The sequence below is a fragment of the Amycolatopsis sp. 505 genome (assembly GCF_031625235.1).
Lineage (GTDB): Bacteria > Actinomycetota > Actinomycetes > Mycobacteriales > Pseudonocardiaceae > Amycolatopsis.
Window position 1 is genome coordinate 464,546 of record NZ_JACKQP010000009.1, and the last position, 24,085, is coordinate 488,630.

At 69.9% G+C, this 24,085-nt stretch carries 23 protein-coding genes; 7 read left to right on the forward strand and 16 right to left on the reverse strand.

All coding sequences use genetic code 11. The features are described from left to right. Window positions 1-43: 43 nt before the first annotated feature. The 8 genes from H5965_RS33025 to gatC form a co-directional block, all read right to left on the reverse strand. Complete coding sequence (locus H5965_RS33025) at window positions 44-1,186, reverse strand: Gfo/Idh/MocA family oxidoreductase (protein WP_310974685.1); 1,143 nt, start codon at window positions 1,184-1,186, stop codon at window positions 44-46. Next, the gene (locus H5965_RS33030; RefSeq protein ID WP_310974686.1) at window positions 1,186-1,914 is read right to left on the reverse strand and encodes a cupin; all 729 of its coding nucleotides are present in this window, start codon (window positions 1,912-1,914) and stop codon (window positions 1,186-1,188) included. The genes H5965_RS33025 and H5965_RS33030 overlap by 1 nt, the downstream gene beginning before the upstream one ends. Further along, complete coding sequence (locus H5965_RS33035) at window positions 1,911-2,831, reverse strand: PmoA family protein (RefSeq protein WP_310974687.1); 921 nt, start codon at window positions 2,829-2,831, stop codon at window positions 1,911-1,913. The genes H5965_RS33030 and H5965_RS33035 overlap by 4 nt, the downstream gene beginning before the upstream one ends. Next, window positions 2,828-3,922: a Gfo/Idh/MocA family oxidoreductase gene (locus tag H5965_RS33040; protein ID WP_310974688.1), complete on the reverse strand. Its 1,095-nt coding sequence runs from the start codon at window positions 3,920-3,922 to the stop codon at window positions 2,828-2,830. Before H5965_RS33040 ends, H5965_RS33035 begins: the two co-directional genes overlap by 4 nt. Window positions 3,923-4,166: 244 nt before the next feature. Then, on the reverse strand, window positions 4,167-4,697 hold the full coding sequence (locus tag H5965_RS33045; protein ID WP_310974772.1) for a hypothetical protein: 531 nt from the start codon (window positions 4,695-4,697) through the stop codon (window positions 4,167-4,169). Beyond that, window positions 4,694-6,199, reverse strand: coding sequence for an Asp-tRNA(Asn)/Glu-tRNA(Gln) amidotransferase subunit GatB (gene gatB / locus H5965_RS33050; RefSeq protein ID WP_310974689.1), 1,506 nt, complete (start codon window positions 6,197-6,199; stop codon window positions 4,694-4,696). Before gatB ends, H5965_RS33045 begins: the two co-directional genes overlap by 4 nt. Further along, a complete protein-coding gene (gene gatA / locus H5965_RS33055) occupies window positions 6,196-7,713 on the reverse strand; it encodes an Asp-tRNA(Asn)/Glu-tRNA(Gln) amidotransferase subunit GatA (protein ID WP_310974690.1) in 1,518 nt (505 codons plus the stop codon). Before gatA ends, gatB begins: the two co-directional genes overlap by 4 nt. Continuing rightward, window positions 7,710-8,009, reverse strand: a complete 300-nt coding sequence (gene gatC, locus H5965_RS33060; RefSeq protein WP_310974691.1) for an Asp-tRNA(Asn)/Glu-tRNA(Gln) amidotransferase subunit GatC — start codon at window positions 8,007-8,009, stop codon at window positions 7,710-7,712. The genes gatA and gatC overlap by 4 nt, the downstream gene beginning before the upstream one ends. A 236-nt stretch (window positions 8,010-8,245) precedes the next feature. Here gatC and H5965_RS33065 point away from each other — a divergent pair, with 236 nt between their 5' ends. Continuing rightward, entirely contained in the window at window positions 8,246-8,899 is a 654-nt protein-coding gene (locus H5965_RS33065; RefSeq protein ID WP_043781008.1) for an amino acid-binding protein, read from the forward strand. A 66-nt stretch (window positions 8,900-8,965) separates the two neighbouring features. On the opposite strand, the gene H5965_RS33070 is transcribed toward H5965_RS33065, so the two are convergent. The 4 genes from H5965_RS33070 to H5965_RS33085 form a co-directional block, all read right to left on the reverse strand. Then, window positions 8,966-9,460 (reverse strand): GNAT family N-acetyltransferase, encoded by a 495-nt coding sequence (locus H5965_RS33070; RefSeq protein ID WP_310974692.1) that lies wholly within the window; start codon window positions 9,458-9,460, stop codon window positions 8,966-8,968. Further along, complete coding sequence (gene ligA, locus H5965_RS33075; RefSeq protein WP_310974693.1) at window positions 9,453-11,633, reverse strand: NAD-dependent DNA ligase LigA; 2,181 nt, start codon at window positions 11,631-11,633, stop codon at window positions 9,453-9,455. The genes H5965_RS33070 and ligA overlap by 8 nt, the downstream gene beginning before the upstream one ends. Window positions 11,634-11,644: 11 nt before the next feature. Continuing rightward, on the reverse strand, window positions 11,645-12,349 hold the full coding sequence (locus tag H5965_RS33080; protein WP_310974694.1) for a hypothetical protein: 705 nt from the start codon (window positions 12,347-12,349) through the stop codon (window positions 11,645-11,647). Window positions 12,350-12,434: 85 nt separating this feature from the next. Next, entirely contained in the window at window positions 12,435-13,472 is a 1,038-nt protein-coding gene (locus H5965_RS33085) for a methionine synthase (protein WP_310974695.1), read from the reverse strand. Between the two features lie 121 nt (window positions 13,473-13,593). Between H5965_RS33085 and H5965_RS33090 the strand changes: the two genes are divergently transcribed. From H5965_RS33090 to H5965_RS33110, 5 genes are all read left to right on the forward strand, one after another. After that, window positions 13,594-14,418: a phospholipid scramblase-related protein gene (locus tag H5965_RS33090; protein WP_310974696.1), complete on the forward strand. Its 825-nt coding sequence runs from the start codon at window positions 13,594-13,596 to the stop codon at window positions 14,416-14,418. A 104-nt stretch (window positions 14,419-14,522) separates the two neighbouring features. Next, entirely contained in the window at window positions 14,523-15,566 is a 1,044-nt protein-coding gene (locus tag H5965_RS33095) for an MBL fold metallo-hydrolase (protein WP_310974697.1), read from the forward strand. 74 nt (window positions 15,567-15,640) lie between these two features. Next, the gene (locus H5965_RS33100) at window positions 15,641-16,042 is read left to right on the forward strand and encodes a GNAT family N-acetyltransferase (protein ID WP_310974698.1); all 402 of its coding nucleotides are present in this window, start codon (window positions 15,641-15,643) and stop codon (window positions 16,040-16,042) included. A 10-nt stretch (window positions 16,043-16,052) separates the two neighbouring features. Beyond that, window positions 16,053-16,505, forward strand: coding sequence for a GNAT family N-acetyltransferase (locus tag H5965_RS33105; protein ID WP_310974699.1), 453 nt, complete (start codon window positions 16,053-16,055; stop codon window positions 16,503-16,505). Between the two features lie 193 nt (window positions 16,506-16,698). Continuing rightward, window positions 16,699-17,967 (forward strand): DUF222 domain-containing protein, encoded by a 1,269-nt coding sequence (locus H5965_RS33110; protein WP_310974700.1) that lies wholly within the window; start codon window positions 16,699-16,701, stop codon window positions 17,965-17,967. Between the two features lie 7 nt (window positions 17,968-17,974). On the opposite strand, the gene mnmA is transcribed toward H5965_RS33110, so the two are convergent. From mnmA to H5965_RS33130, 4 genes are all read right to left on the reverse strand, one after another. Further along, window positions 17,975-19,066 (reverse strand): tRNA 2-thiouridine(34) synthase MnmA, encoded by a 1,092-nt coding sequence (mnmA, locus tag H5965_RS33115; RefSeq protein ID WP_310974701.1) that lies wholly within the window; start codon window positions 19,064-19,066, stop codon window positions 17,975-17,977. 4 nt (window positions 19,067-19,070) lie between these two features. Next, a complete protein-coding gene (locus tag H5965_RS33120; protein WP_310974702.1) occupies window positions 19,071-20,267 on the reverse strand; it encodes a cysteine desulfurase family protein in 1,197 nt (398 codons plus the stop codon). Window positions 20,268-20,331: 64 nt separating this feature from the next. After that, window positions 20,332-21,699, reverse strand: coding sequence for an MFS transporter (locus tag H5965_RS33125; RefSeq protein ID WP_310974703.1), 1,368 nt, complete (start codon window positions 21,697-21,699; stop codon window positions 20,332-20,334). A gap of 44 nt (window positions 21,700-21,743) precedes the next feature. After that, the gene (locus H5965_RS33130; protein WP_310974704.1) at window positions 21,744-23,027 is read right to left on the reverse strand and encodes a response regulator transcription factor; all 1,284 of its coding nucleotides are present in this window, start codon (window positions 23,025-23,027) and stop codon (window positions 21,744-21,746) included. 154 nt (window positions 23,028-23,181) lie between these two features. Here H5965_RS33130 and H5965_RS33135 point away from each other — a divergent pair, with 154 nt between their 5' ends. Next, entirely contained in the window at window positions 23,182-24,084 is a 903-nt protein-coding gene (locus H5965_RS33135) for an NADP-dependent oxidoreductase (RefSeq protein ID WP_310974705.1), read from the forward strand. The last annotated feature ends 1 nt before the right edge of the window (window position 24,085 follow it).

Consider the following 24,085-nt stretch of genomic DNA (forward strand, 5'->3'; position numbering starts at 1 on the left):
CGGCCGATCGGCGTGGCACCAGCCGAGCGTGTGACAGCTCGGCTCACGCCAGGGGCTTCAGCTCCACCCGCCGCCCCTCGGCCGACGACGTCAGCCCGGCTTCGGCGACCTGCAGCCCCCGGGCGGCCGAGAAGAAGTCGTAGCGGTGCTGCCGCCCGGCGACGACGTCCCGCACGAACTCCTCCCACTGCGCCTTGAAGCCGTTGTCGAACTCGGCGTTGTCCGGCACTTCCTGCCACTGGTCGCGGAAGGGCTCGGTCGCCGGCAGGTCCGGGTTCCAGACGGGCTTCGGCGTCGCCGACCGGTGCTGGACGCGGCACCGCCGCAGCCCGGCGACCGCGCTCCCCTCGGTGCCGTCGACCTGGAACTCGACCAGCTCGTCGCGGAAAACCCGCGTCGACCAGGAGGAGTTGATCTGCGCGATGACCCCCGACTCCAGTTCGAAGATGCCGTACGCGGCGTCGTCGGCCGTCGCCGCGTACGCCTCGCCCTGCTCGTCCCAGCGGCGCGGGATATGCGTTGTCGCTTTCGCGGTCACGGCCTCGACCCGGCCGAAGAGGTTCTCGAGCACGTAGTTCCAGTGGCAGAACATGTCGAGCACGATCCCGCCGCCGTCCTCGGCCCGGTAGTTCCAGCTCGGGCGCTGCGCCTCCTGCCAGTCGCCCTCGAAGACCCAGTAGCCGAACTCGCCGCGCACCGACAGGATCCGCCCGAAGAACCCGCCGTCGACCAGCCGCCGCAGCTTGAGTAGCCCGGGCAGGAACAGCTTGTCGTGCACGACGCCGTGGCAGATCCCGGCGTCCCGCGCGAGCCCGGCCAGCTCCAGCGCCGATGTCAGTTTTTCGGCAAGGGGCTTCTCGGCGTAGACGTGCTTCCCCGCGGCGATCGCCGCCCGCACCGACGGCTCGCGCGCCGACGTCAGCTGCGCGTCGAAGTAGACGTCGACGTCCTGAAGCGCGGAATCGGCGTCGGTGGTCCACGCGGTCAGGCCGTGGCGGTCGGCGAGGTCCTTGAGCTTCGCGGCGTTGCGCCCGGCGAGGATCGGCTCGAGCTGCACGCGGCTGCCGTCCGGCAGGATGACGCCACCCTGCTCGCGGATCGCCAGGACCGACCGGAGCAGGTGCTGCCGGTAACCCATCCGGCCCGTCACCCCGTTGAGCAGCACTCCGATGCTGGACTGGTTCATCACTGCAAGCCTTCCTGGTCGGATCGGTCCCATGGGATGTCGTATTCGGCCCGGCGTCCGCACATGCCGTAACCGTCCGGGTTCGACGGCGTCGTGACCCGCAGGCCGGACCGGTCGAGATGGCTCCCGTCGCCGTCGGCGAGCGCCTTGAGATGGGCACCGGTCAGTTCGGCGGCCCGCAACGCCCCGGCCTGCCAGCGCGGTACCCACTCTGCGACCTTCGGCGCGACGAGCGCGACGGCCGCCCGGTGGAACGCCCGCAGCGGTTCCGGATCGCCGTCCCGCAGGGCGTCCCGCAGCGGCAGATACCCACGAATGGCCAGGTCACGGCGTTGCCGAGCGGCGTCGTCGGTTTTCGGCAACGCCGCGGCCTCGGCGTAGGCGGCCGGGTCGGCGAGCACATCGGGCGGGAACGTGAAGACGGCATCACCGGCCTCCGGCAGCCCGCTGTTCTGCATGAGGACGGTGACGCGCAGGCCGTCACCCTGCACCATCCGGTGCACGGTCCCGGGCGTGAACCACGCGATCACGCCGGGCTCCAGCGGCGTCTCCGCGTAGCCGCCGGCGCTCAGCGTCTGGACGGCCCCATGACCCCCGGTGACGACATAGGCCTCGGTGCAGGCGAGGTGGACGTGCGGGCTGCCGCCGCAGACGCCGTCCTCGGCCGCCCAGTCGTAGGCGCGCAGGTGCGAGACGCCGATGCCACCCGGAAGCGGAAAGTCGGTCATGACCAGCCGTGCCCGTCGAGGTAGCGGGCCACCCGGTCGCGGTCCCAGGCCCCGTCGGCGACGACGATCCGGTAGCGGTAGGCGAAGCTTTCGCCCGGTGGCAGGTCGAATTCGTCGAAAAACGCCCACGAGAAGGCGACCATGGGCGCTTCCTGGGCCCGGACGAACCAGTGCGACTCGTGGATCGCCTTGTCGTTCTCGGGCGCGTGGGCGAAGACGAGCGTCGAACGCGCGTCGACATCGTCGTGCTCGCCGACGAACGCCAGCCACGGCGCCTGGGCACCCATCATCGCCTCGCCTTCGAGGTCCCCGGGGCCCAGGACCTGTCCGCCCCCGAAGTCCCGGGGCCCGCGCCAGTGCAGGCCGGTGTACCCGGCCAGCTCGCGCCCGGCGGTGGTCAGGCTGCCGAACACGAGCGGGACGTCCCGGAGGTCGGTCAGTTCGATCGACCAGTCGAGCGCCCAGGACCCGTCGTCCGGCTCGACCGAGTGGACGACGATGTCCCGCCGCTCCCGCGCCCACTCGTCCCCGCCGTTGGCGACCCAGGTGAGGTCCTCGGTGAAGGCCAGCCGATCGCGTGCGACGGTGAAGGCGGCGAACCCGTCGTGCCGCATGGAGCCGATGCGGTCGGGAAGTTCCTGGTACCAGTCGCCGGGGACGTAGGTGTGGCCGCCCCAGAAATTCTGCCCGGACAGGTGACTCGACGTCATCTGCAGCCCCTTGTGCCACCGGTGGTCGGCAGGCCGGTACCCGCTGACGTGCCGGCCGCCGAGGGTCCGCAGCGGGTGGGCGTAGGGCTTGCGCGACTCGAAGGCCACCGGGTCGGGCCTGTACACATAGGACATCAGCTGGACGCCGCCCGCCTCGACGGACACGCTCTCGCCGTGCCGGTGGGTCACCGTGATCGTCGCGCTCATCCGCGGCCTCCTGCCTGGTCGCCCGCCATCGAGCGGTAGAAGGGATCACCCGGCCCGATCTCCCCGCGGCGCACGCCGAGCCCGGTGGCGGCGGACTTGTAGAGCGCGGCGATGAACTCCAGCACCTGCCGCCCGTCATCCCCGCTGCACGGCGGCCGCCGCCCGGCCCGATAAGCGGCAAGGATCGGCGTTAAGGCGGCGGCGTGCGAGCTGTCGACGTCGGCAGCCGGGGTATGCCACCGCGCGACGTCCGCTTCGGCGACCTGCGGCGCCGGCGTGTAGCGCCAGTCCTTGACGCCGTATCCGTAGAGGTGACTGAGCTCGGCGGTGGCGCGTTCGCAGTCGATCCGGATCCGGCTCACTTCGTCCGGCGAGAGGACGCTGTTGACGACGGTCGCCAGCGCCCCCGACTCGAACCGGACGAGCGCCGTGGAGACGTCCTCGGTCTCGACGTCGTGCACGAGCCGCGCGGTCATCGCCCGCACCTCGGCCCAGTCGCCGAGCAGGTGAAGCAGCAGATCCATCTGGTGGATGCCGTGCCCCATGGCCGGCCCGCCGCCCTCGGTCTCCCAGCGTCCCCGCCACGGCACCGAGTAGTAGGCGGCATCGCGGTACCAGGTGGTCTGGCAGTGCGCAACGAGCGGACGCCCCAGCTCCCCACCGGCGAGCAGCTCCCGGAAGTGCGCGGCGGCCGCCCCGGACCGCTGCTGGTAGACGAAGGCGGCGTACGGCCCACCGTCCCGCTCGGCGACGGTCATCTCGTCGTACTCGGCGAGCGACCGGCAAGGCGGCTTCTCGCACCAGACCCAGGCGCCGCTGCCAAGGGCCTTCTTCGTCTGCTCGACGTGCAGGCTCGGCGGCGTGCAGATCGAGACGAGGTCCGGTTCCCGCTCGGCCAGCAGGGTGCCCAGGTCGCGGTAGGGCTTGGCGTGCGCGGTCCCGGCGCAGAAAGCGGCGACCCGCGCCTCGTCGACGTCGGCGGCGGCCACGATGTCGACGTCTCCGTGGTGGGCCTCGAAGGCGGTCCGGTGGCTCTCGGCGATGGCCCCGGTCCCGATGACCGCCACCCGTAAGCGCTTTCTCTGAGCCAACCCGGGTCTCCCTCCACGGCTCCGGCACCCCAGCAGCGCCGATCCACCCAGCCCGTTCACCTGCGGAGGCGGCGATCTCCGTGGCGGGGCCTGCCCTCTCCGACCGTTCCAGAAAGCGCTTTCTCACGCAACGGCCGACTGCGATGTCAACGTTGTCAACGACCGCGATCCACCGGTCGGACGACTCCCGCACCCGGTCGAAAATTCTCCAGTGGCAGGATTCTTACCGAAAGGAACGCGAAGATCAGCCGTTCGTGCTGCGAGTCTTCCGCGGCTTCCGGCTCTCGGCCCGCATCGCCCGCATGTCCAGGAAAGCGACGACGCCGGACACCAGCGCCGCGAACAACCCGAGGAACCGGCCCAGTCCGGGTCTGATGGCGACCCCCGCGGCCTCGAAGATCCCGCGTTGGTCGGCGTCGAACTCCCACTCCAGGGTGACCCAGCCCAGCACCATCAGCAGCAGTGACGCCGCGGCAACGACCAGCCACAGTTGCGGCAGGCCGCTGACGCGCACGGTGCGGATTCGCCCGAAAACGACCACGACCAGCCCAGCCACCAGCAACGGCAGCGGCGGGCACCAGGCGAAGAAACTCGAGTGCCACGCGTCACGGACGACGTCACCCTGGGGCAGCTGCGCGAGGATGTCTTCGATGTCCGGCCTGGTGGCGGTCAGCGTGGTCCACGGCAGGAACGTCGACCCCAGCGCGAGCAGCCCGGCCGCCAGGCCGAGCCACTCGCGCCAGGTGACGCTTTTGACGAATCCCGGCAAGGTCAGGAACCGACGCGCTCGATGATCAGCTCGCGCACGCGCTTGGCGTCGGCCTGCCCCTTGGTCGCCTTCATGACCGCACCGACGATGGCGCCCGCCGCGGCGACCTTGCCGCCGCGGATCTTGTCCGCGACGTCCGGCTGCGCCGCCAGGGCCTCGTCGATCGCCGCGAGCAGCGCCGAGTCGTCCGAGACGACCTTCAGCCCGCGCTTCTCGACGACCTCCCGCGGCTCGCCCTCACCGGCGAGCACGCCCTGGACGACCTCCTTGGCGAGCTTGTTCGTCAGCTCACCGGACGACACGAGCCCGATGACCTCGGCCACCTGCTTCGGCGTGATCGGCAGGTCGGTCAGCTCGACCTCGCGCGCGTTGGCCTCCTGGGCGAGGGTGTTGACCCACCACCCACGGGCCTCATCCGGCGACGCGCCGGCCTCGACGGTGGCCGCGACGAGGTCGACCGCACCGACGTTCAGCAGGTCACGCAGGGCTTCGTCGGAAAGTGACCATTCCTGCTGGATCCGCTTCCGCCGCTCCGAGGGCATCTCCGGCAGCGTCCCGCGCAGCTCCTCGACCCATTCGCGAGACGGCGCGATCGGGACCAGGTCGGGCTCCGGGAAGTACCGGTAGTCCTCGGCGGTCTCCTTCGTCCGGCCCGACGACGTGGTGCCGTCGGCCTCCTGGAAGTGCCGCGTCTCCTGCTTGATCGAACCGCCCTCGGCGAGGATCGCCGCCTGCCGCGTCATCTCGTAGCGGACGGCGCGCTCGACGCTGCGCAGCGAGTTGACGTTCTTCGTCTCGGTGCGCGTTCCGAACTCGGTCGCGTCCTTCGCCATCAGCGAGACGTTCGCGTCGCACCGCAGCGAGCCCTGGTCCATCCGAACGTCCGACACGTCGAGGGCGCGGAGCAGGTCGCGCAACGCGCTCACGTAGGCCCGCGCGACCTCGGGCGCCCGCTCACCGGTGCCCTCGATCGGCTTTGTCACGATTTCGATCAACGGCACGCCGGCCCGGTTGTAGTCGAGCAGAGAGTGCTCGGCACCGTGGATCCGGCCGGTGGCGCCGCCGACGTGCAGCGACTTGCCGGTGTCCTCCTCCATGTGCGCGCGCTCGATCTCCACGCGCACGACCTCGCCGTCGTCGAGCGTGACGTCGAGGTAGCCGTTGAAGGCGATCGGCTCGTCGTACTGCGACGTCTGGAAGTTCTTCGGCATGTCCGGGTAGAAGTAGTTCTTCCGGGCGAACCGGCACCACTCGGCGATCTCGCAGTTCAGCGCGAGACCGATCCGGATGGCGCCCTCGACGGCCTTGCCGTTGACCGCCGGCAGCGCGCCGGGGAGGCCGAGGCAGGTCGGGCAGACCTTCGTGTTCGGCTCGCCGCCGAACTCGTTCGGGCAGCCGCAGAACATCTTCGTGTTGGTGTTCAGCTCGACGTGCACTTCGAGCCCGAGGACCGGGTTGAAGCGTTCGATGACGTCGGCGTAGTCCATCAACTCGGCCACGGCAGTCACTTCGTTCCTCCCAGCTCCGGGACCTTGTGGATGAGCGCCCCGCCGGCGGCGGCGTCGCGGGCGGCCTCGTAGGCGGCGCCGACCCGGTAGAGCCGGTCGTCGGCGAGCGCCGGGGCCATGATCTGCAGCCCGACCGGCAGCCCGTCCTCGTCGGACAGCCCGCTCGGCACGCTCATGGCGGCGTTGCCGGCGAGGTTCGACGGGATCGTGCACAAGTCGGCGAGGTACATCGCCATCGGGTCGTCGACGCGCTCGCCGATCTTGAACGCCGTGGTCGGCGTCGTGGGCGAAACGAGGACATCGACCTGCTCGAAGGCGGCGTCGAAGTCACGCGTGATGAGCGTGCGCACCTTCTGCGCCGAGCCGTAGTAGGCGTCGTAGTAGCCGGACGACAGCGCGTAGGTGCCCAGCATGATCCGCCGCTTGACCTCGGCGCCGAAGCCCTTCTCGCGCGTCAGCGACATGACCTCTTCGGCGCTGTGCGTGCCGTCGTCGGCGACGCGCAGGCCGTAGCGCATGGCGTCGAACCGCGCGAGGTTCGACGAGCACTCGCTCGGCGCGATCAGGTAGTAAGCGGGCAGCGCGTAGACGAAATGCGGACAAGAGACCTCGACGACCTCGGCGCCCAGCGCCCGCAGCTGCTCGACCGCGGCCTGGAACGACCGCAGCACGCCCGGCTGGTAGCCGTCGCCGCCGAACTCCTTCACGACGCCGACCTTGACGCCCTTCAGATCACCGTTCGCGCCCTGGCGGGCAGCGGCGACGACGGGCGGCACCGGCGCGTCGATGGACGTCGAGTCCCGCGGGTCGTACCCGGCGATGACCTCGTGCAGCAGGGCGGCGTCGAGCACCGTCCGCGCGCAGGGCCCGGCCTGGTCGAGCGAGGACGAAAAAGCGACGAGGCCGTAGCGGGACACCCCGCCGTAGGTCGGCTTGACCCCGACCGTGCCGGTGACGGACCCGGGCTGCCGGATCGACCCGCCGGTGTCGGTGCCGATGGCGATGGCGGCCTCGAACGCCGCGATCGACGCCGACGAGCCACCGCCCGACCCGCCCGGGATGCGGGCGTGGTCCCACGGGTTGTGCGTCGGGCCGTACGCGGAGTTCTCGGTCGACGACCCCATGGCGAACTCGTCCATGTTCGTCTTGCCGAGGATGACGACGCCGGCCTCGCGCAGCTTGCGCGTCACCGTGGCGTCGTACGGCGGCAGCCAGCCTTCGAGCGTTTTCGAACCACAGGTCGTCGGCACGCCCTCGGTGGTCAGGACGTCCTTGAGCGCGAGCGGCACGCCGGCCAGCGGTGACGCGGGCGCCTGGCCCTCGGCGAGGCCTTCGTCGACGGCCTTGGCCGCGGCCAGCGCGCCCTCGGTGTCGACGTGCAGGAACGCGTGGATGTGGTCGTCGACCTCGGCGATCCGGTCCAGGTGAGCCTGGGTCACCTCGACCGCGGACACCTCGCGCGAGTGGATCTTGCCCGCCAGCTCGGCGGCGGTCAGCTTGATGAGCTCGGTCACTGCTCTTCCCCCAGAATCCGCGGCACCCGGAAACGCCCGTCCTCGGCGGCCGGCGCACCGGCCAGCGCCTGCTGCTGCGTGAGCCCGGGGACGACGACGTCCTGTCGGAAGACGTTCGTCAGCGGCACGGCGTGCGACGTGGGCGGCACGTCGGCGGCGGCGACCTCGCTCACCTTGGCCACCGAGTCCAGGATCTGGTCGAGCTGGCCGGCGAAGACGTCGATCTCGTCGTCGGTCACGGCCAGCCTGGCCAGCTTCGCGAGGTGCGCGACCTCGTCTCGGGAAATGTTGGGCACGCGGGTGACTCCCGGGTTGTGCTGTGCGGGTTGTCTCGGAAGCTGCAAGTCTATGGTGGCGGCGCGGGCGGACTCGACTGGGTTACGCCCGGCGCAGGCCGGCTGCCGTCCGGCGACGCTCACATCCCGCCCGGCGGACAGCAGGTCCCGCGAGCCGGGTGGGTCTGTCACAATCGGCGACCGGCATCGAGCGTCCCACGGCAAGGCTGGGACGCCAGAGGTGAGAGGGGCGCGTGGTGTCGTTCCTGATCCGGGTCCTCCTTCCGGACAGCCCGGGGACCCTCGGCGCGGTCGCCACGGCGCTCGGCACGGTAGGCGCCGACATCCTCAGCGTGGACGTCGTCGAGCGCGGCAGCGGGGTCGCCGTCGACGACCTGGTGGTCGAGCTACCGTCGGGCCGCCTGCCCGACGCGCTGATCACGGCCGCGGAGAGCGTCGAGGGCGTCGAAGTGGACGCGGTCCGTCCCTACGCGGGCGTCCTGGACACGCACCGCGAGCTCGAGCTCGTGGAGGAAATCGCCGCGCAGCCGAAGTCCGGGCTCGACATCCTCGCCGAGGGCGTCCCCCGCATCGTGCGCGCCGGCTGGGCGATGATCGTCGAGCATTCGGAGACCGGTGCGGTCCGGCTGGCGTCGTCCAGCGCGGCTCCGGAGACCCCGATCACCGACCTGCCCTGGCTGCCGCTCGAGCGCGCGACGGTCCTCGACAGCGAGGAAGCGTGGATCCCGGAGACGTGGAAGGAGCTCGGCACCGAGCTCGCCGCGACCCCGCTCGGCAAGCCGGGCAAGGCGCTGCTCGTCGCCCGCCCCGGCGGCCCGAACTTCCGCGCCGCCGAGGTCGCCCGGCTCGCCCACCTCGCCGGCATCGTCGCGGTCGTCCTCGACGGTTAGCCTTCGCACGTCGTCGAAAAGGGACGAGCCCTTCATGGGTCCGTCCCTTTTTCGACGAGGCCCAGGTCAGACGTCGATTTGATAGGCGATGAGCGTGATGTGCGGGAACGGCCGCCAGTCCCGTTCGGCCAGGCGCGTGAACCCGAGACGCTCGTAGAGCCGATGCGCGCTGTGCATCCGGTCGAGGCTGCTCAGCACCACCTTCCGGAGCCCCCGCGCCCGTGCGCGGTCGAACACGGCCTTGATCAGGGCCTCGCCGATACCGCGACCACGCGCCGACGGCGCCACCGCCAGCATCCGGAACTCGAGCTCACCCGGACGTGAGATCTCGGCGTACTCGGACCCCGGGTCCACGACGGTCACCGTCCCGAGCACCTCACCGGTCCCGTCCACAGCGACGAGGACCTCGGCCGCCTCGACCCGACGCGCGATGTCGCGGAGCGCCGCGTCGTAGCCGACGTCGCCGGCCAGGTGACCATCGGCTTCGTACGCCTGCACCGTGACCTCGCCCGCCGCCGCATACTCCTCGGCCCGCGGCGGCCGGATCTCGACGTCACCCATCCACTCCCCCGGCTTCTTCTTCCGCGGCCTCCTCGCCGGTCGGCAGCGCCACCTCCCGCGCCGCGTCGGGGCCCTGCTCCAGCAGTACGCGGAAGCCGGCCTCGTCGAGCACCGGCACCTTGAGCTGAACCGCCTTGTCGTATTTCGAACCAGGCGAATCCCCGACGACGACGAACGCGGTCTTCTTCGACACGGACCCGGCGGCCTTGCCACCGCGCGCCATGATGACTTCCTTCGCTTCGTCGCGGGAGAAGCCGTCGAGCGAGCCCGTCACCACGATCGACAGCCCCTCGAGGTGGCGCGGGATCGACTCGTCGCGCTCCTCCTCCATCCGCACGCCGGCCCGTCGCCACTTTTCGACGATCTCGCGGTGCCACGCGACTTCGAACCACTCCTGCGTCGCGTGGGCGATGGTCGGGCCGACGCCGTCGACGGCCGAAAGCTCCTCCTCGGTGGCCTGCTCGATCCGCTCGATCGAGCCGAACTCACGGGCCAGCGCCTGAGCCGCGGTCGGCCCGACGTGCCGGATCGAGAGGGCGACCAGCACCTTCCACAGCGGCCTGTCCTTCGCGGCATCGAGGTTGGCTAACAGCTTCCGCGCGTTCGCCGACAGCTCGCCCGCCTTCGTCCGGAACAGTTCGACTTCGGCGAGGCTGTCTTCGTTCAAATCGAAGACGTCGCCCTCGTCGGCGACGACCCGCGCGTCGAGCAACGCGACCGCCGCCTCGTACCCGAGGACCTCGATGTCGAAGGCGCCGCGCCCGGCCAGGTGGAACAGGCGCTCCCGCAGCTGCGCGGGGCAGAACCGGGTGTTCGGGCAGCGGATGTCCTTGTCGCCTTCCTTCTGGTAGGCGAGCTCGGTACCGCATTCCGGGCAGTGGGTGGGCATGACGAACTCGCGTTCGTCGCCCGTGCGCGCATCCACCACCGGCCCCAGCACCTCGGGGATGACGTCGCCGGCCTTCCGGATGACGATCCGGTCTCCGATCAGCACGCCCTTGCGCTTGACCTCCTCCTGGTTGTGGAGGGTGGCCCTGGCCACGGTCGACCCCGCGACCGTCACCGGCTCGGTGACGGCGAACGGGGTCACCCGCCCGGTCCGGCCGACGCCGACCTGGATGTCGAGCAGCGTGGTGATCGCCTCTTCCGGCGGGTACTTGTAGGCGATCGCCCAGCGGGGTGCGCGCGAGGTCGTGCCTAGTCGCCGTTGCAACGCCACCTGGTCGACCTTGATGACGACGCCGTCGATCTCGTGCTCGGCGTCGTGCCGGTGCTCGCCCCAGTAGGCGATGTGCGCGGTGAGCTCGTCGGCCGAGGTCAGGACCTTGCTGTGCGGCGACACCGGGAGACCCCACGCGGCCAGCGCGTCGTAGGCCTCCGACTGGCGCTGCGGCTCGAAGCCCTCGCGCTTGCCGAGCCCGTGGCAGATCAGCCGCAGCCGACGCTCGCGAGTGATCTTGGGGTCTTTCTGCCGCAGCGACCCGGCCGCGGTGTTGCGAGGGTTCGCATACGGCGGCTTGCCGGCTTCGACCATCTTCGCGTTCAGCTCGAGGAAGTCCTCGACGCGGAAGAAGACCTCGCCGCGCACCTCGACCAGGGCGGGCACCGGGAACTCGTCGGTGCCCGCCAGCGTCAGCGGCACCTGGTCGAGGGTGCGGACGTTGAGCGTGACGTCCTCGCCGGTCCGGCCGTCACCTCGTGTGAGCGCTCGGGTCAGGTGGCCGTTTTCGTACAGGAGGTTGATCGCCAGGCCGTCGATCTTCAGTTCGGCGAGGAATTCGGTGCGCCCGACCTCCTTCTCGACGCGTTCCACCCAGGCCAGGAACTCGTCCTGGTCGAACACGTTGTCCAGGCTGAGCATGCGCTCGAGGTGGTCGTGCGCGGTGAACTCCGTCGAGAACGTGCCCCCGACCCGCTGGGTCGGGGAATCGGGCGTGACCAGCGCCGGGTGCTCGTCCTCGAGCCGCTGCAGCTCGCCCAGCAGCTCGTCGAACTGTCCGTCCGAGATGATCGGCGAGTCCAGGACGTAGTAGCGGAACTGGTGGTCGCGCAGCTCCTCGGCAAGGGCGCTGTGCCGCTCGCGCACGTCGGCCGGGACGTCGGTGACGTCCTCCGCGGCCACCGGGGCGTCGACCGCCGCAACCTGGTCCTGGGGAAGTTCGGTGCTGCTCACGGGTGGTAACCCTAGCCGGAGGTACCGACATTTTCGTCTGGTCCGCCGCCCAGTCCGCGGACCAGTTCACGGAACTCCAGAAGGGTGATGGAGCCGGCCGGTTCGGCCTCCGCGGTCTCGACGCGCCGTAACCGTTCGGCGGCGAGCCGTTCACCCAATGTCGCGTCGAGCGGCAGGAAGGTCATGGTCCGCCGGGTCGCGTCGTCGAGGTCGCCGAAGCGCGGGTGGAAAACGGCGACGTCGACCACGTGCTCGTCGTCGTCCACCTGGGCGACGACCCGGACGTCGGCCAGCGCGATCCGGTGCTCGCCGAGGTTGACCGTGACTTCGGTCGGATCGGGCACGGGTGGGACCGAGTCGTGGTACTCCCAGATCGCGTCGTCCGGCGGCGCGGCGGCGCGCCACGCGTCGGTGAACGGCCGTACTTCGGGGTCTTCCTGGCCGGTCACGACCAGGGCGTAGATCGCCTGGCGACCACGCTCGAGCGAGAAGTGCAGCCGCGGGTGCAGCGCCTCGACCAGCTGGCAGAGCTCGTGCTCGACGCGGTGCGGCTCACCCTCACCGAGAGCCGCGCTCACCATCGGGAGCAGGTCGAACCAGCCGTGCCAGAACGCCTCCGCGGCGGTGGCCGGGTCGTCCGGCACCGGCTGCTCGGGCCATGCGGTGCGCGGGTCGGGCGGATCGGCGGCGGCGTTCTTGCGGCGGAACAGACGCATGGTTTCGGGTGGTCCTCGTTCGGTCGGCTACCTCGCCAACGCTACTTGCCGGCCGAGGCGGACGCCGGTGAGTCGCCGGATTCCGTCACCAGCCCTCCGGCGGCTCCACGAAGGCTTTGCCGAGATCCCGTGTGAGAGAGAGGGCACGGCGCATCCATTCCGGTGTCGCGCCGGCGAGGCCGCAGGCGGGCGTGGGTACGGCTCGTTCGGCGAGGACGCTGCGGTTGAATCCGAGCCGGTCGGCCAGCCGGAACGCCGGCTCGCCGACGTCCTTTAGACTCGGAGAGGCCCCGGACGCCGTGGCCGGCACAGCGCCGAGGAACAGCGTGGCTCCGCCGTCCCACACTTCGCCGATCTCGTCGAGGAACGCGGCAGAGGCACCGTCGAGCGCGGCGAGGTCGAAGGCCAGGGCGTCCGCGCCGGCTTCTCGCAGCAGACCGAGGGGCGGTTTCGCGGCGCAGCAGTGCAGGATCACCGGGCGCTCGGTGACCCGCCGGGCGCCGTCGATGACCGTGGTGAGCAGCTGACGAGCCTCGGGCGCCGGCACCGCGGCGACGTTCCCGTATCCGGACGGCGTCGACAGGCTGCCGGCCAGCACCGCGGGCAACGACGGTTCGTCGAACTGGACCACCACCGGCGCGCCGGTCCTGGCCTGCACTTCCGCGACGTGCTCGGCGAGGCCGTCCAGCAGGGACGATGTAAAGTCGCGCAAGGCCCCGCGGTCGGTGAGCACCCGATGCCCCCGGGGCAGCTCGATTCCGGCTCCGAGCGTCCAGGGCCCGGCCACCTGGACCTTGAAGACCGGCGGCGTGACACCGGCCTTTTCGCGCGCTTCTTGCACGGCGTCGAGATCCCAGCGAAGCAGATCGACGGCCCGGCGATGCTCGTGCCCAGGCCGGGACGCAACGCGGTAGCCACTCGGCACCACGTCGACGGCCAGGTCGACGAGCAGCGCGGCGGTCCGGCCGAGCATGTCCGCGCCGACGCCGCGGGCCGGCAGCTCGGGCAGATGCGGGAAGTCGGGCAGTTCCCCGAACACGACCGCGGCCGCTTCGGCGGGATCGGTGCCCGGCATCGAGCCGATCGCCGTCGCGGCGCCGCTGGGCCAGATTCGCTCACTCACGACCACCGATTCTGGTCGATCTCCGAGGGCGAACACCGGCCGGGGCACCACGATGCGGACATTCACCGCATTTCCCTTGACCGGCACCATGAGTGCGCCCGCGGCGATAGGCTGACCGGCCATGACGAGTTCGCCACCGCAGCCGGGCTGGTACCCGGACGCGCGGGACCCCCGTCTGCACCGATGGTGGGACGGCCAGGCCTGGACCACCGACACCCGGCCGGCCCATGCCTTCCCACCACCGAGCGATTCCGAGCCGATCGAGCTGGACATCGAGCGCGCCCACGACCCGGCCCGGATCCAGAACCAGGTCAATCGCGCGACACGCGGCCGAGGCGGCACGCGCGCCGGGGGCGGGACCCTGTTCAGCGAGCCGGTGCTCGTGGTCAACCAGCGCGCCAAGCTGATCGAGATGGCCAACGAATTCGGCGTCTTCGACCAGCACGGCAACCAGCTCGGCGGGGTCGTCGAGGTGGGCCAGAGCACGCTGAAGAAGGCGATCCGCCTGCTTACCAACTACGACCAGTTCCTGACCCACAAGTTCGAGGTCCGCGACGCCAACCACAGCACCGTCCTCAAGGTGACGCGGCCGGCGAAGGTGTTCAAGTCCCGCTTCCTGGTCACCAGGGCCGACGAGACGCCGATCGGGGAGATCGTCCAGGAAAACGTCTTCGGCAAGATCCGGTTCGGCTTCATCGTCGACGGCCAGTCGATCGGCGGGATCTTCGCCGAGAACTGGCGCGCCTGGAACTTCTCGATTCGCGACCACGCCGGCACCGAGGTCGCCCGGGTGACCAAGACCTGGGGTGGGATCCTGAAAGCCGCTTTCACCACGGCGGACAACTACGTCGTGGAGATCCCCCACCCGTTGCCGGATCCGCTCGCCAGCATGGTGGTCGCCGCGGCCTTGACGATCGACACCGCCCTGAAGCAGGACACCGACTGAGCGAGTGACCGGCATCTCATCTCCTCCCGGTGGACAGCGGGCCCGGCACGGCTCAGGGTGAAGAAAGGCCGGGACGCCGCAGTCTCGCCGGGACGGAGGTCACCGTGGAACCGTTGCCGGAAAGCAGCGACAGGAACTGGACCGAGCCCGGGATCTACGAGGTCTCCTCCGGCGTCTACCGGATCCCGTTGCCGCTGCCCAACGACGCTCTGCGTGCGGTCAACGTCTACGCGATCACTGACGGGGAGAAGCTGGTCCTGGTCGACTCCGGCTGGGCATTGACCGTGGCGCGGCAACAGCTCGCCGACGCCCTGAGCGGGATCGGCGCACAACTTGCCGACGTCAGCGAGTTCCTCGTTACCCACGTGCACCGCGACCACTATTCGCAGGCAGTGGTCCTCCGCCGGGACTTCGGTTCGAAGATCGCTCTCGGCCAGGACGAAGAGCCATCGCTCAAGGCGTCCGGCAATCCCGACCGCCTGCCGATGGAAGCCCAGGTCGACCTGCTGTTCCAGGCCGGAGCCGGCGAAGTCGTGGAAGCGCTGGCCCGGCAGTTCGGCACGAACCGCCGACACACCGAAGCCGACCTCTGGGAGGCACCCGACGAATGGCTGACGCCAGGACCGAGGTCGATCCTGCCCGGGCGCGAATTCGATGTCGTCGCCACCCCGGGACACACGTCGGGACACGTCGTCTTCGTCGACGACACTGCCGACCTGTTGTTCTCCGGCGACCACGTGCTGCCGCACATCACGCCCTCGATCGGGTTCCAGCCGGTGCCGGCCGAGCTGCCGCTCAACGACTTCGTCGACTCCCTTCGCCTGGTGCGAGCCATGCCGGACCGCCGCATGCTTCCCGCGCACGGCCCGGTGTCCGAGAGCGTGCACACTCGGGTCGACGAACTGCTGGAACACCACCGGCAGCGGCTCGAGACGATCGCCTCGCAGATTGTGGCCGGCGCGACCTGCGCGTACGAGGCCGCACACCGGATCGGCTGGACCCGCCGCAACCGCAAACTGTCCGAAATGGACTCCTTCAATCAGATGCTCGCGGTCTTGGAAACAGCAGCACACCTCGACCTTCTGGTGTCGCAGGGAAAGCTGAAGGCCCAGGTTGTCGACGGCGTTCGCCGTTACGCGCTGCCCTGAGACGCGGTCAGCACTGCGAGTAGCCGCCCCGTTGCAGTTAGGCCCGCCCTCAGGCCTCCTGCATACTGGATGAAATGGAGGTCATCAGACGCGCCCGGGCAACGGACATCGAGGCGCTCGTGCGCCTGTTCGGCGCTCCGGGCGGACCATTGGCAGCCGCGCTCCGGGAACTCATGAACACTCCGCACGTCACACTGGTCGTCGCCGAGGACGACAATGGCGTCGCCGGCGCTGCACAGCTGACGCTGCTCAGGGGCCTCGCCTGGGACGGCGCGCCCCGCGGTCTGCTCGAAGGCATCCGCGCGGCCCGGCGCGGAGTGACCAGCGCGCTCCTGACCTGGGGCATCGACGAAGCCCGTCGGCGCGGCTGCACGCGCATCCATCTCGACTCCGGACTGAACCGTGGCGACCTACGAGACTTCTACGCACGCTTCGGTTTCGAGTACAGCTACCAGGGATTCACCCGCGTCCTGTGATACTGGCTTCGTGGCCGACTACACCATCCGCAGGGCACAGCGTGAAGACATCGACGCCATCGTGCACATGCTGGCGGACGACCAACTCGGCGCCACCCGGGACGATCCCGGCGACCTCGAGCCATACCTGCGTGCCTTCGACGAGATCGACGCGGATCCCCATCAGTTTTTGATGGTCGTCGCGTTCGACGACAAGCCGGTCGGTACCTTGCAACTGACGATCATTCCAGGCCTCGCCCGGCGCGGCGCGCTCCGGGGCCAGATCGAGGCCGTCCGGATCCACGCCGACCATCGGGGCACCGGACTGGGAGCCGATCTCGTCCGCTGGGCAATCGACGAATCGCGGCGGCGCGGGTGCGCCCTTGTGCAACTCACGTCGGACACGTCCAGGGCGGAAGCGCACCGGTTCTACGAGCGCCTCGGATTCATCCCCAGCCACACAGGATTCAAGCTGAAGCTCTAGGCAGCGGCGGCTATCAGGCGCACAGCGGCTGCGCTTATCCACTTTGGACATTAGTATCCCCTCGGTCGCGACGCGGATGTCCATGCCTGCGCACGATCCCCGAAGCAACAGCGATTCGTCAAGCGAATGGCACGAATGGACCGTTCGCTCCCTTTCGATGACTTTCCTTGCGAGCCGTCGTACCGTCGTGCTCATGACCTCTTCACAACCGATCCGCAACCTCGTCCCTGCCCCCACCCAAAGCGCCGACGGCGAACTTCCCTTCGTACTCCCCTTCGTGCTGCGATCGATTCGCGCCAACCCGAACACGTTGCAGCGCATGAAAGACGAGCAGGTCGTCGATCTGATCCGCGACACCGACGCGGAAATCTCGAAGCTGCAAGCACTCCAACTGAGAGCGATCGCCGACCTGAGCGTGCGCCGGAGACGGGCGCCCAGCGCGTCATCCGAAGTCGCGTTGGCCTTGTCCATAACGGAACACCGCGCCAGCGCCATCGTTTCTGCGGCCAACGCGTTGATCGCGCGCCTTCCCCACATGCTGAACCTGATGGACGACGGCCGGCTCGATCTCTATCGCGCCATGAAGGTCACCGACGCGACGGCATGGCTGTCCGGAGACCACGTACGCGTCGTCGACGAGACGCTCGAGGACCGCGTACCGGGCCGGAATGCCACCCAGGTCCGCCGCGCCGCGGCCTACGCGGCCGCACAGGCCGACCCTGAGGGCGCAGCGCTCCGCAACGAGCGAAAGCTCGTCGAGCGGCGGCTCACCCTGCATCATCAGGACACCGGCGTGACCCATCTGTCGGTCAACAACGCACCGACCGAGAAGGCGACCGCCGCCTATGCCCGCGTCGACCAGGCCGCCCGTGCGTTGAAGACACCGGACGAACCGCGAACGCTGGACCAGCTCCGCGCCGACGTGGCCATCGATCTGCTGCTCAGCGGTACCGGCGGCCCGAGTGAACGCACCGAGGTCTTCCTGCACATCGACCTGGCCACCTACCTCGGCCTCAACCAGACCCCGGCAGCGCTGTCCGGTCGCGGGCCCATCGCGGCCGCGCTGGCTCGCCAGATCATCAGCGGCCCTGGCACGACGCTGCGCCGGGTTCTCACCGACCCGCGAACCGGTCACGCGGCCGAACTGTCGCCGACGCGCTACCCGATCGATCAGAACGAGTTCATCCGGGTTCGCGACCAAGAGTGCCGGCACCCCGGATGTACCCGCCCCGCACAGAGTTGCGGGGTCAAAGCGACTCGCGCGAGGGGTGAGGCCGAAGGCGCTGCGGATCAGGCAGTCACCTTCTGCTCTCGGCACAGCAAGCTGACGGGACTGCCTGGCTGGGACTACGAAGTCACCCCAGACGGCACTGTGAACGTCGCTACACCGACCGGACAGGTCCAATCGACAACGCCGCCGTCGATGCACCCCGGCCGACGGTCGAACCGGCCGCGAAAGTGACTAAAGATCAGCGGGTGCCCGAAATCTTCGCGCTGCCGAGGACGACGTCCCCACTGTCGGGATCGGGTCGGTAGAGAACGACGACCTGGCCCGGAGCGACTCCGCGCAGCGGCTCGCGCAAGTGCACGGTCATGGTGTCGTTGTCCACGTCGGCGACCGCATCGACGATGCCTCCATGGGCCCTGACCTGGACCACACATTCAGTGGGTTCGGTCAGCGGCCGACCACTGGGCCAGATCGCGCGGTCGGCCTCGATCACCTTGACGCCGAGCCCGGCCGCGGAGCCGACCCTTATGGAACCCGACACCGGTTCGAGCGACAGGACGTATCGAGGACGACCATCCGGCGCCGGAGCGTCGATGCCCAGGCCCTTGCGCTGGCCGACCGTGAAACCGTGCACCCCGGTGTGTCGGCCGAGCACCGCACCCGTTTCGGCGTCAACGAGCTCGCCGGGACGCTGTCCCAGCCGGTTCTCCAGGAACTTCTTGGTGTCGCCGTCCGGGATGAAGCAAATGTCGTGGCTATCCGGCTTATTGGCGACGGACAAGCCTCGCCGCTCCGCCTCAGCCCGTACGTCGGTCTTCCAAGAACCGCCCAGGGGAAACATGGCGTGGCTGAGCTGTTCCGGTGTGAGCGACGCGAGCACGTAGGACTGGTCCTTGCCACTGTCCGCACTACGACGCAACTCAGGCACACCGTCGACCACGGCGAGACGCGCGTAGTGGCCTGTCGCGACCGCATCGAATCCGAGCGCCATTGCCTTTTCGAGCAGTGCTTCGAACTTGATCTTCTCGTTGCAGGTGACGCAGGGGTTCGGGGTGCGTCCTGCTGCATACTCGCCGACGAAGGTTTCGACAACCTCTTCGGTGAAGCGCTCGGCGAAATCCCAGATGTAGAACGGAATTCCGAGGATGTCAGCGGCCCGGCGGGCGTCGTGCGAGTCCTCGATCGTGCAGCATCCGCGCGAGCCGGTCCGCAGAGTTCCCGGCTTGGCCGACAGGGCCAGGTGCACGCCGACCACGTCGTGCCCGGCGTCGACCGCGCGCGCCGCGGCAACCGCCGAGTCCACTCCTCCGCTCATCGCGGCCAAAACCCGCATTGCCTTACACCTCTTGCTTCTGGGTCTGCTTGCGCATTCCGGCGAGGCCGGCCTGCCGGGCGCGCATGACGACGCCACCGATCTCCGCAGCCACGGCCTCGACGTCCGCGGCGGTGGAAGTGTGGCCGAGAGAGAACCGGAGGGAACCGCGAGCCGCCGCCGGTTCGGCACCCATGGCGAGCAGAACGTGGCTCGGCTGGGCGACGCCAGCTGTGCACGCGGATCCTGTCGAGCATTCGATGCCTCTGGCGTCGAGCAGCATCAACAGGCTGTCGCCGGCGCACCCGGGGAAAGTGAAGTGGGCATGGCTGGGCAGCCTCTCTCCGTCTCCACCGTTGAGTACAGCATCGGGAACCTCGCGTTGGACAGACTCGACGAGCTCGTCCCGGAGTTCCTCGACGCGTTTCGCGTACTCGGCACGGGTCGCGACGCTGATTCGGACAGCAGCGGCAAATCCCACGATCGCCGGGACGTCCAGGGTGCCTGAGCGGACATTGCGCTCCTGGCCTCCGCCGTGCAGCAGGGGGGCGCAAGGCACGTCACGTCCGAGCAGAAGCGCTCCCACCCCGAACGGGCCACCGAGCTTGTGTCCGGTCAGAGTGAGAGCGGCGGCGCCACTGGCGGCGAAATCCACCGGAGCAGCCCCGACGGCCTGGACGGCGTCCGTGTGGAACGGGATGTCGAACTCGGCGCATACTGCCGCCAGCTCGGCGATCGGGTTAATCGTGCCGACCTCGTTGTTTGCCCACATCACGGTGGTCAACGCCACAGTCTCGGGATCCGCGGCGATGGCTGCGCGGAGAACGTCAGGGGACACGCGGCCCTGGCTGTCGACGTCCAGGAGAGTGATTTCAGCGCCGCTGTGGGCCTCGAGCCATTCCACGGTGTCGAGCACGGCGTGGTGCTCTGCAGCACCACACAGGATGCGGCTGCGCTGCTGCCGCTCGCTGCGGCGCGCCCAGTAGATGCCCTTGATCGCGAGGTTGTCGCTCTCGGTTCCCCCGCCGGTGAAGATCACCTCGGAGGGCCGAGCACCCAGCGCCTCGGCGATGGTTTCGCGGGCTTCTTCGACCATCCGCCGGGCCCTCCGGCCCGAAGAGTGCAGCGCCGAGGCGTTGCCCACGGTGGACAGCGCCTCGGTCATCGCCGCTATGGCTTCGGGCAACATCGGAGTGGTTGCCGCATGGTCGAGATAGGTCATCGCTGTTCCAGGGTAGTCCGCTCCAGCGCGTGACGAAGTGCACCCTGGCTCTGGAAGTGGGCTGTCACACCTTTGACGGCCACCGCCCGGTCAGCCGGACACCTACCATCGCGAGTGCCACCAAGGCCACCGTGAGCAGGGCCATCGCCGGCGACGGGTCCAGAACCGAGCCGACCATCCCGAGCAGGACGCCACCCAGGCCGATGAGCAGCGCGGAGCCGACCCAGTCCGCGAGCTGCATCGCTGACGTGTTGAATCCTCGCTCGCCTTCAGGCGAGTAACGGAGGAGAAGGACCGAAATCGCGGGCATCGCGATCCCCATGCCTGCGCCACCCACCGCGCAGGCCACGAATGCGGCCCACCCGGGGAACCACGGCTGCGAAACCAGGCCGAAGCAGACCAGGCCTGCCGCGACGAGCCAGAACCCGGTACGCAGCGAAGCCTCCCTCGACCAACCGAGGTAGCGGCCTTGGGCCGCCGACGCCGCTGACCAGCCCAAAGCCGTGATCGTCAGCGGCAGGCCGGCGAGGGCGGGGCTGTAACCGTGGACCGCGCTCATCGTCAGCGGGAGGTACGCCTCCATCCCGGCGTATGCCCCGGCGATAAGGGCTCGGGAAGCGATGACTGTCGGCAGGCCGGGGCGGGAAGTCAACGTCCCGGCCGGCAACAGGGTGCGGAGCGCGTAACCCAGTGCGATCAGCCCGACCGCGCCGTAGCCGAGCGCGACCAGCGACTGGTGCTGAGCCGCCCAGGTCAAGGCCGCGACGCCGAGCGCGGCGATGATCGCTTGTGCCACGCTCGCCCGTCGGCCGCCCTTGGCAGGTTCGTGCGCGGGCAAGCGCCGGACGACCACGGCCAGCATGAGCACGCCGATGGCCACGAGAGGCACTAAGCCGACGAAGACCCAGCGCCAGCCGATGCTGACCGTCACGACTCCGGCCACCGAAGGCCCGATGACCGCGGGCAGGACCCAGGCGGCCGCGTTCGCGGCGTAGATGACCGGGCGTTCGTGGTCGGTGAACGTCAGGGCGATCAGGAGCGAGACCGAGACGAGGAGCAGCCCCGAGCCGAAGCCCTGCAGCGCGCGGCCGAGGAGGAGCATCGGCATTCCGGTCGCCGTCCCCGCGACCACGAGACCGGCCGCGAAGAGCAACGGCCCGGCGAGCAGCGCCGGCGCCGGGCCGCAGCGGTCGCCGATCCGGCCCGACAGCACCGTCGCCACCACGCTGGAGATCAGGAAGATCGTGAACGGCCACGAATAGAGCGACAGCCCGTGGAGGTCGGCGACCAGGGTGGGCATCGCCGTCGCCACGCCCATGCTCTCGAACGCGACCAAAGTGACCACGAGCAGCAGCGCGATCGTGGTCAGCCGGTGTTCCGCACTCCAGAGCACACTGCGGCGACGGGGTGCGGAGTCGATCGTCGAGGCCATGATCAGCAGCGTGCAACCTCCAGTCCGCTGGAGGTCAAGGCGGCTCAGGCGGAGCGGTGCGCTACCGGCTCCAACGGCAGGTCGCGGGCCAGCGCGGCCGCTTCGCCGCGGGAGGTCACGTCCAGCTTGTCGAGGATGTTGCGGACGTGGAACTTCACCGTGTGCTCGCTGAGCTGCAGTTGTTCGGCGATCTGCCGGTTGCGCAGGCCCTGGGAGATACCCGACAACACCTCCAGTTCGCGCGGGTTGAGCCGGTCGAGCGGACGCAGCTCCGGCGGTTCGGCCACGCCGAGCGGGAGTACTGCGGTGACCGTCGTGCCCCAGGCCGGCACGGCGTCGACCTCCCAGTGGCCGCCCAGGGCCGTGAGCCGCTCGGTCAGGCCTCGGGGCGGGACTGCGTCGGCGACTTCGGGACAGTCGTCGCGGACGGTGATCCGCAGCACCGGGCCGTCCACGCGCCAGGACGCCCTCAGGCGCGTGGTCGCGGGACGGTCCACGGCCGCGAGCACCAAGCCGCGGGTCAGGGTGCGTGCCGTGTGGGCGACGTCCTGCGGAAGGGACGCGTCGCCGATCGGGTCGACGAGGTCGACGTCGACCTCCGTGTGCCGGACCAGGTCGGCGAGCTGGCTCTTGAGGACGGCGAACGCCGCGTCCGTCTGTTCCGCGGACAGGGCCTGGTCGCGGTTGACGACGCCTTTGAGCTCGAGCAGGGCGTCGGCGGCGAGGTCGACCGCGGTGCGGCGGGCGACGGCGTCGGAGAGCCGGCCGGAGCGGAGGACCGACAGGAGTGTCACCAGGGTTGCCGCGTGCGTCTGGCCGAGGTCGGTGATCGCCTGGGCGCGTGCGGACGCCGCGGCGAGGCTGCTGGCCAGGACGTCCGGCTCCGGATCCGTCGCCCGCTGGCCCGCGTCGGTGCTGACGATGTGCCAGAGCCGCGCCGCCAGCTCCAGTTCGGCGGACGGCGGCTCGGCGGCCTCCGGCACCACGGCGATCACCGCGCCCTGGCCGACCGCCGGTCTCGAAGCGAGCAGGACCAGACGGCGCTCGACGCCACCGAGGACGCCGTCGATCAGCAGGGCCTTGCCCGGCTCGCTGCGATCGGCCAGCCGCTGCAGCTCGACGCTCGTCACGGCTTGAGTGATCGCTTCGTCGCCGATGGACTTGAGCGGGCTGCGGGGACAGTCGCCCGTCTGCATCGCCGCCGCGCGGTGCGGGATCAGCTTGCCCAGCTCGGCGGTGAACCGGCTGAGGAACTGGGGCCGCGGCGCCGACAGGAGGTGCTCGACGACGTCCAGCACGTGCCGCGGATCCGACCAGGAAGCGTCCATGACCCCAAGGTAGGCGCGATCGGGATCCGCCGACCTGCTCGTCCGGCTAGTGAACACTGCTCGTCCGGACGGTTCGGCGGCTCCGGCGGGCGAGTTGACTTTCAGGGGAGGACATTCGAACCGAAGGTCACGAACCAAGGAGCGAGACACCACCATGCGAGCGATCACCTTCTCCGCATACGGCGGACCGGAAGTCCTGCAGCTGTCCGACGTCCCGGCGCCGGAGCCGGGCCCGGGGCAGGTTCGGCTGGCCGTGCGGGCCGCCGGGGTCAACCCGATCGACTGGAAGATCCGCAACGGCGCCATGCAGCAGAATTTCCAGGTCCCGTTCCCGCACATCCCGGGCCTCGAGGTCGCCGGCGTCGTCGACGCCGTCGGGGAGGGCGCGGACTTCGCCGTGGGCGACGAGGTGTTCGGCTGGTCGGAGACCGGCGCCTACGCCGAGTACGCCCTGGCGCAGACGATCGCGCCGAAGCCTGCGAGCCTTTCCTGGGCGGACGCCGCCGCGTTGCCCGTCGCCGGTGAGACCGCGCTTCGCGTCCTCGGGCTGCTCGGGGTCCGTGAGGGCGAGACGCTGCTGCTCCACGGCGCCAGCGGCACGGTCGGGCGGTTCGCCGCTCAGGTCGCCGTCGCGCAGGGGGTGACCGTCGTCGGGACCGGAGGAAGCCGAAGCCTCGACGACCTCAAGTCGCTGGGCGTCGTGCCCGTCCTCTACGGCGACGGCTGGGTGGAGCGGGTCCGCGAGGCGGCGTCCGGGCCGATCGACGCCGTTTTCGACGCGGCCGGGCACGGGGTGCTGCCGGGGTCCGTCGAGCTGCGGGGTGGCAAGGACCGGGTCGTCACCATCGCCGATGCCGCCGCGTTCGAGCTGGGGATCCCGTTCTCCAGCGGGGGCGAGCAGACCCGTGAGGTCCTCACTGGGATCGCCGGCTGGGTGACCGATCGTGGGGTCGGCATCGCGCAGGGCAGGAGCTATCCGCTGGCCGAGGCGGCCGCGGCGCAGGTCGAGAGCGAGGGCGGGCACCCTGGCGGAAAATTGACCATCGCCGTCGGCTGAC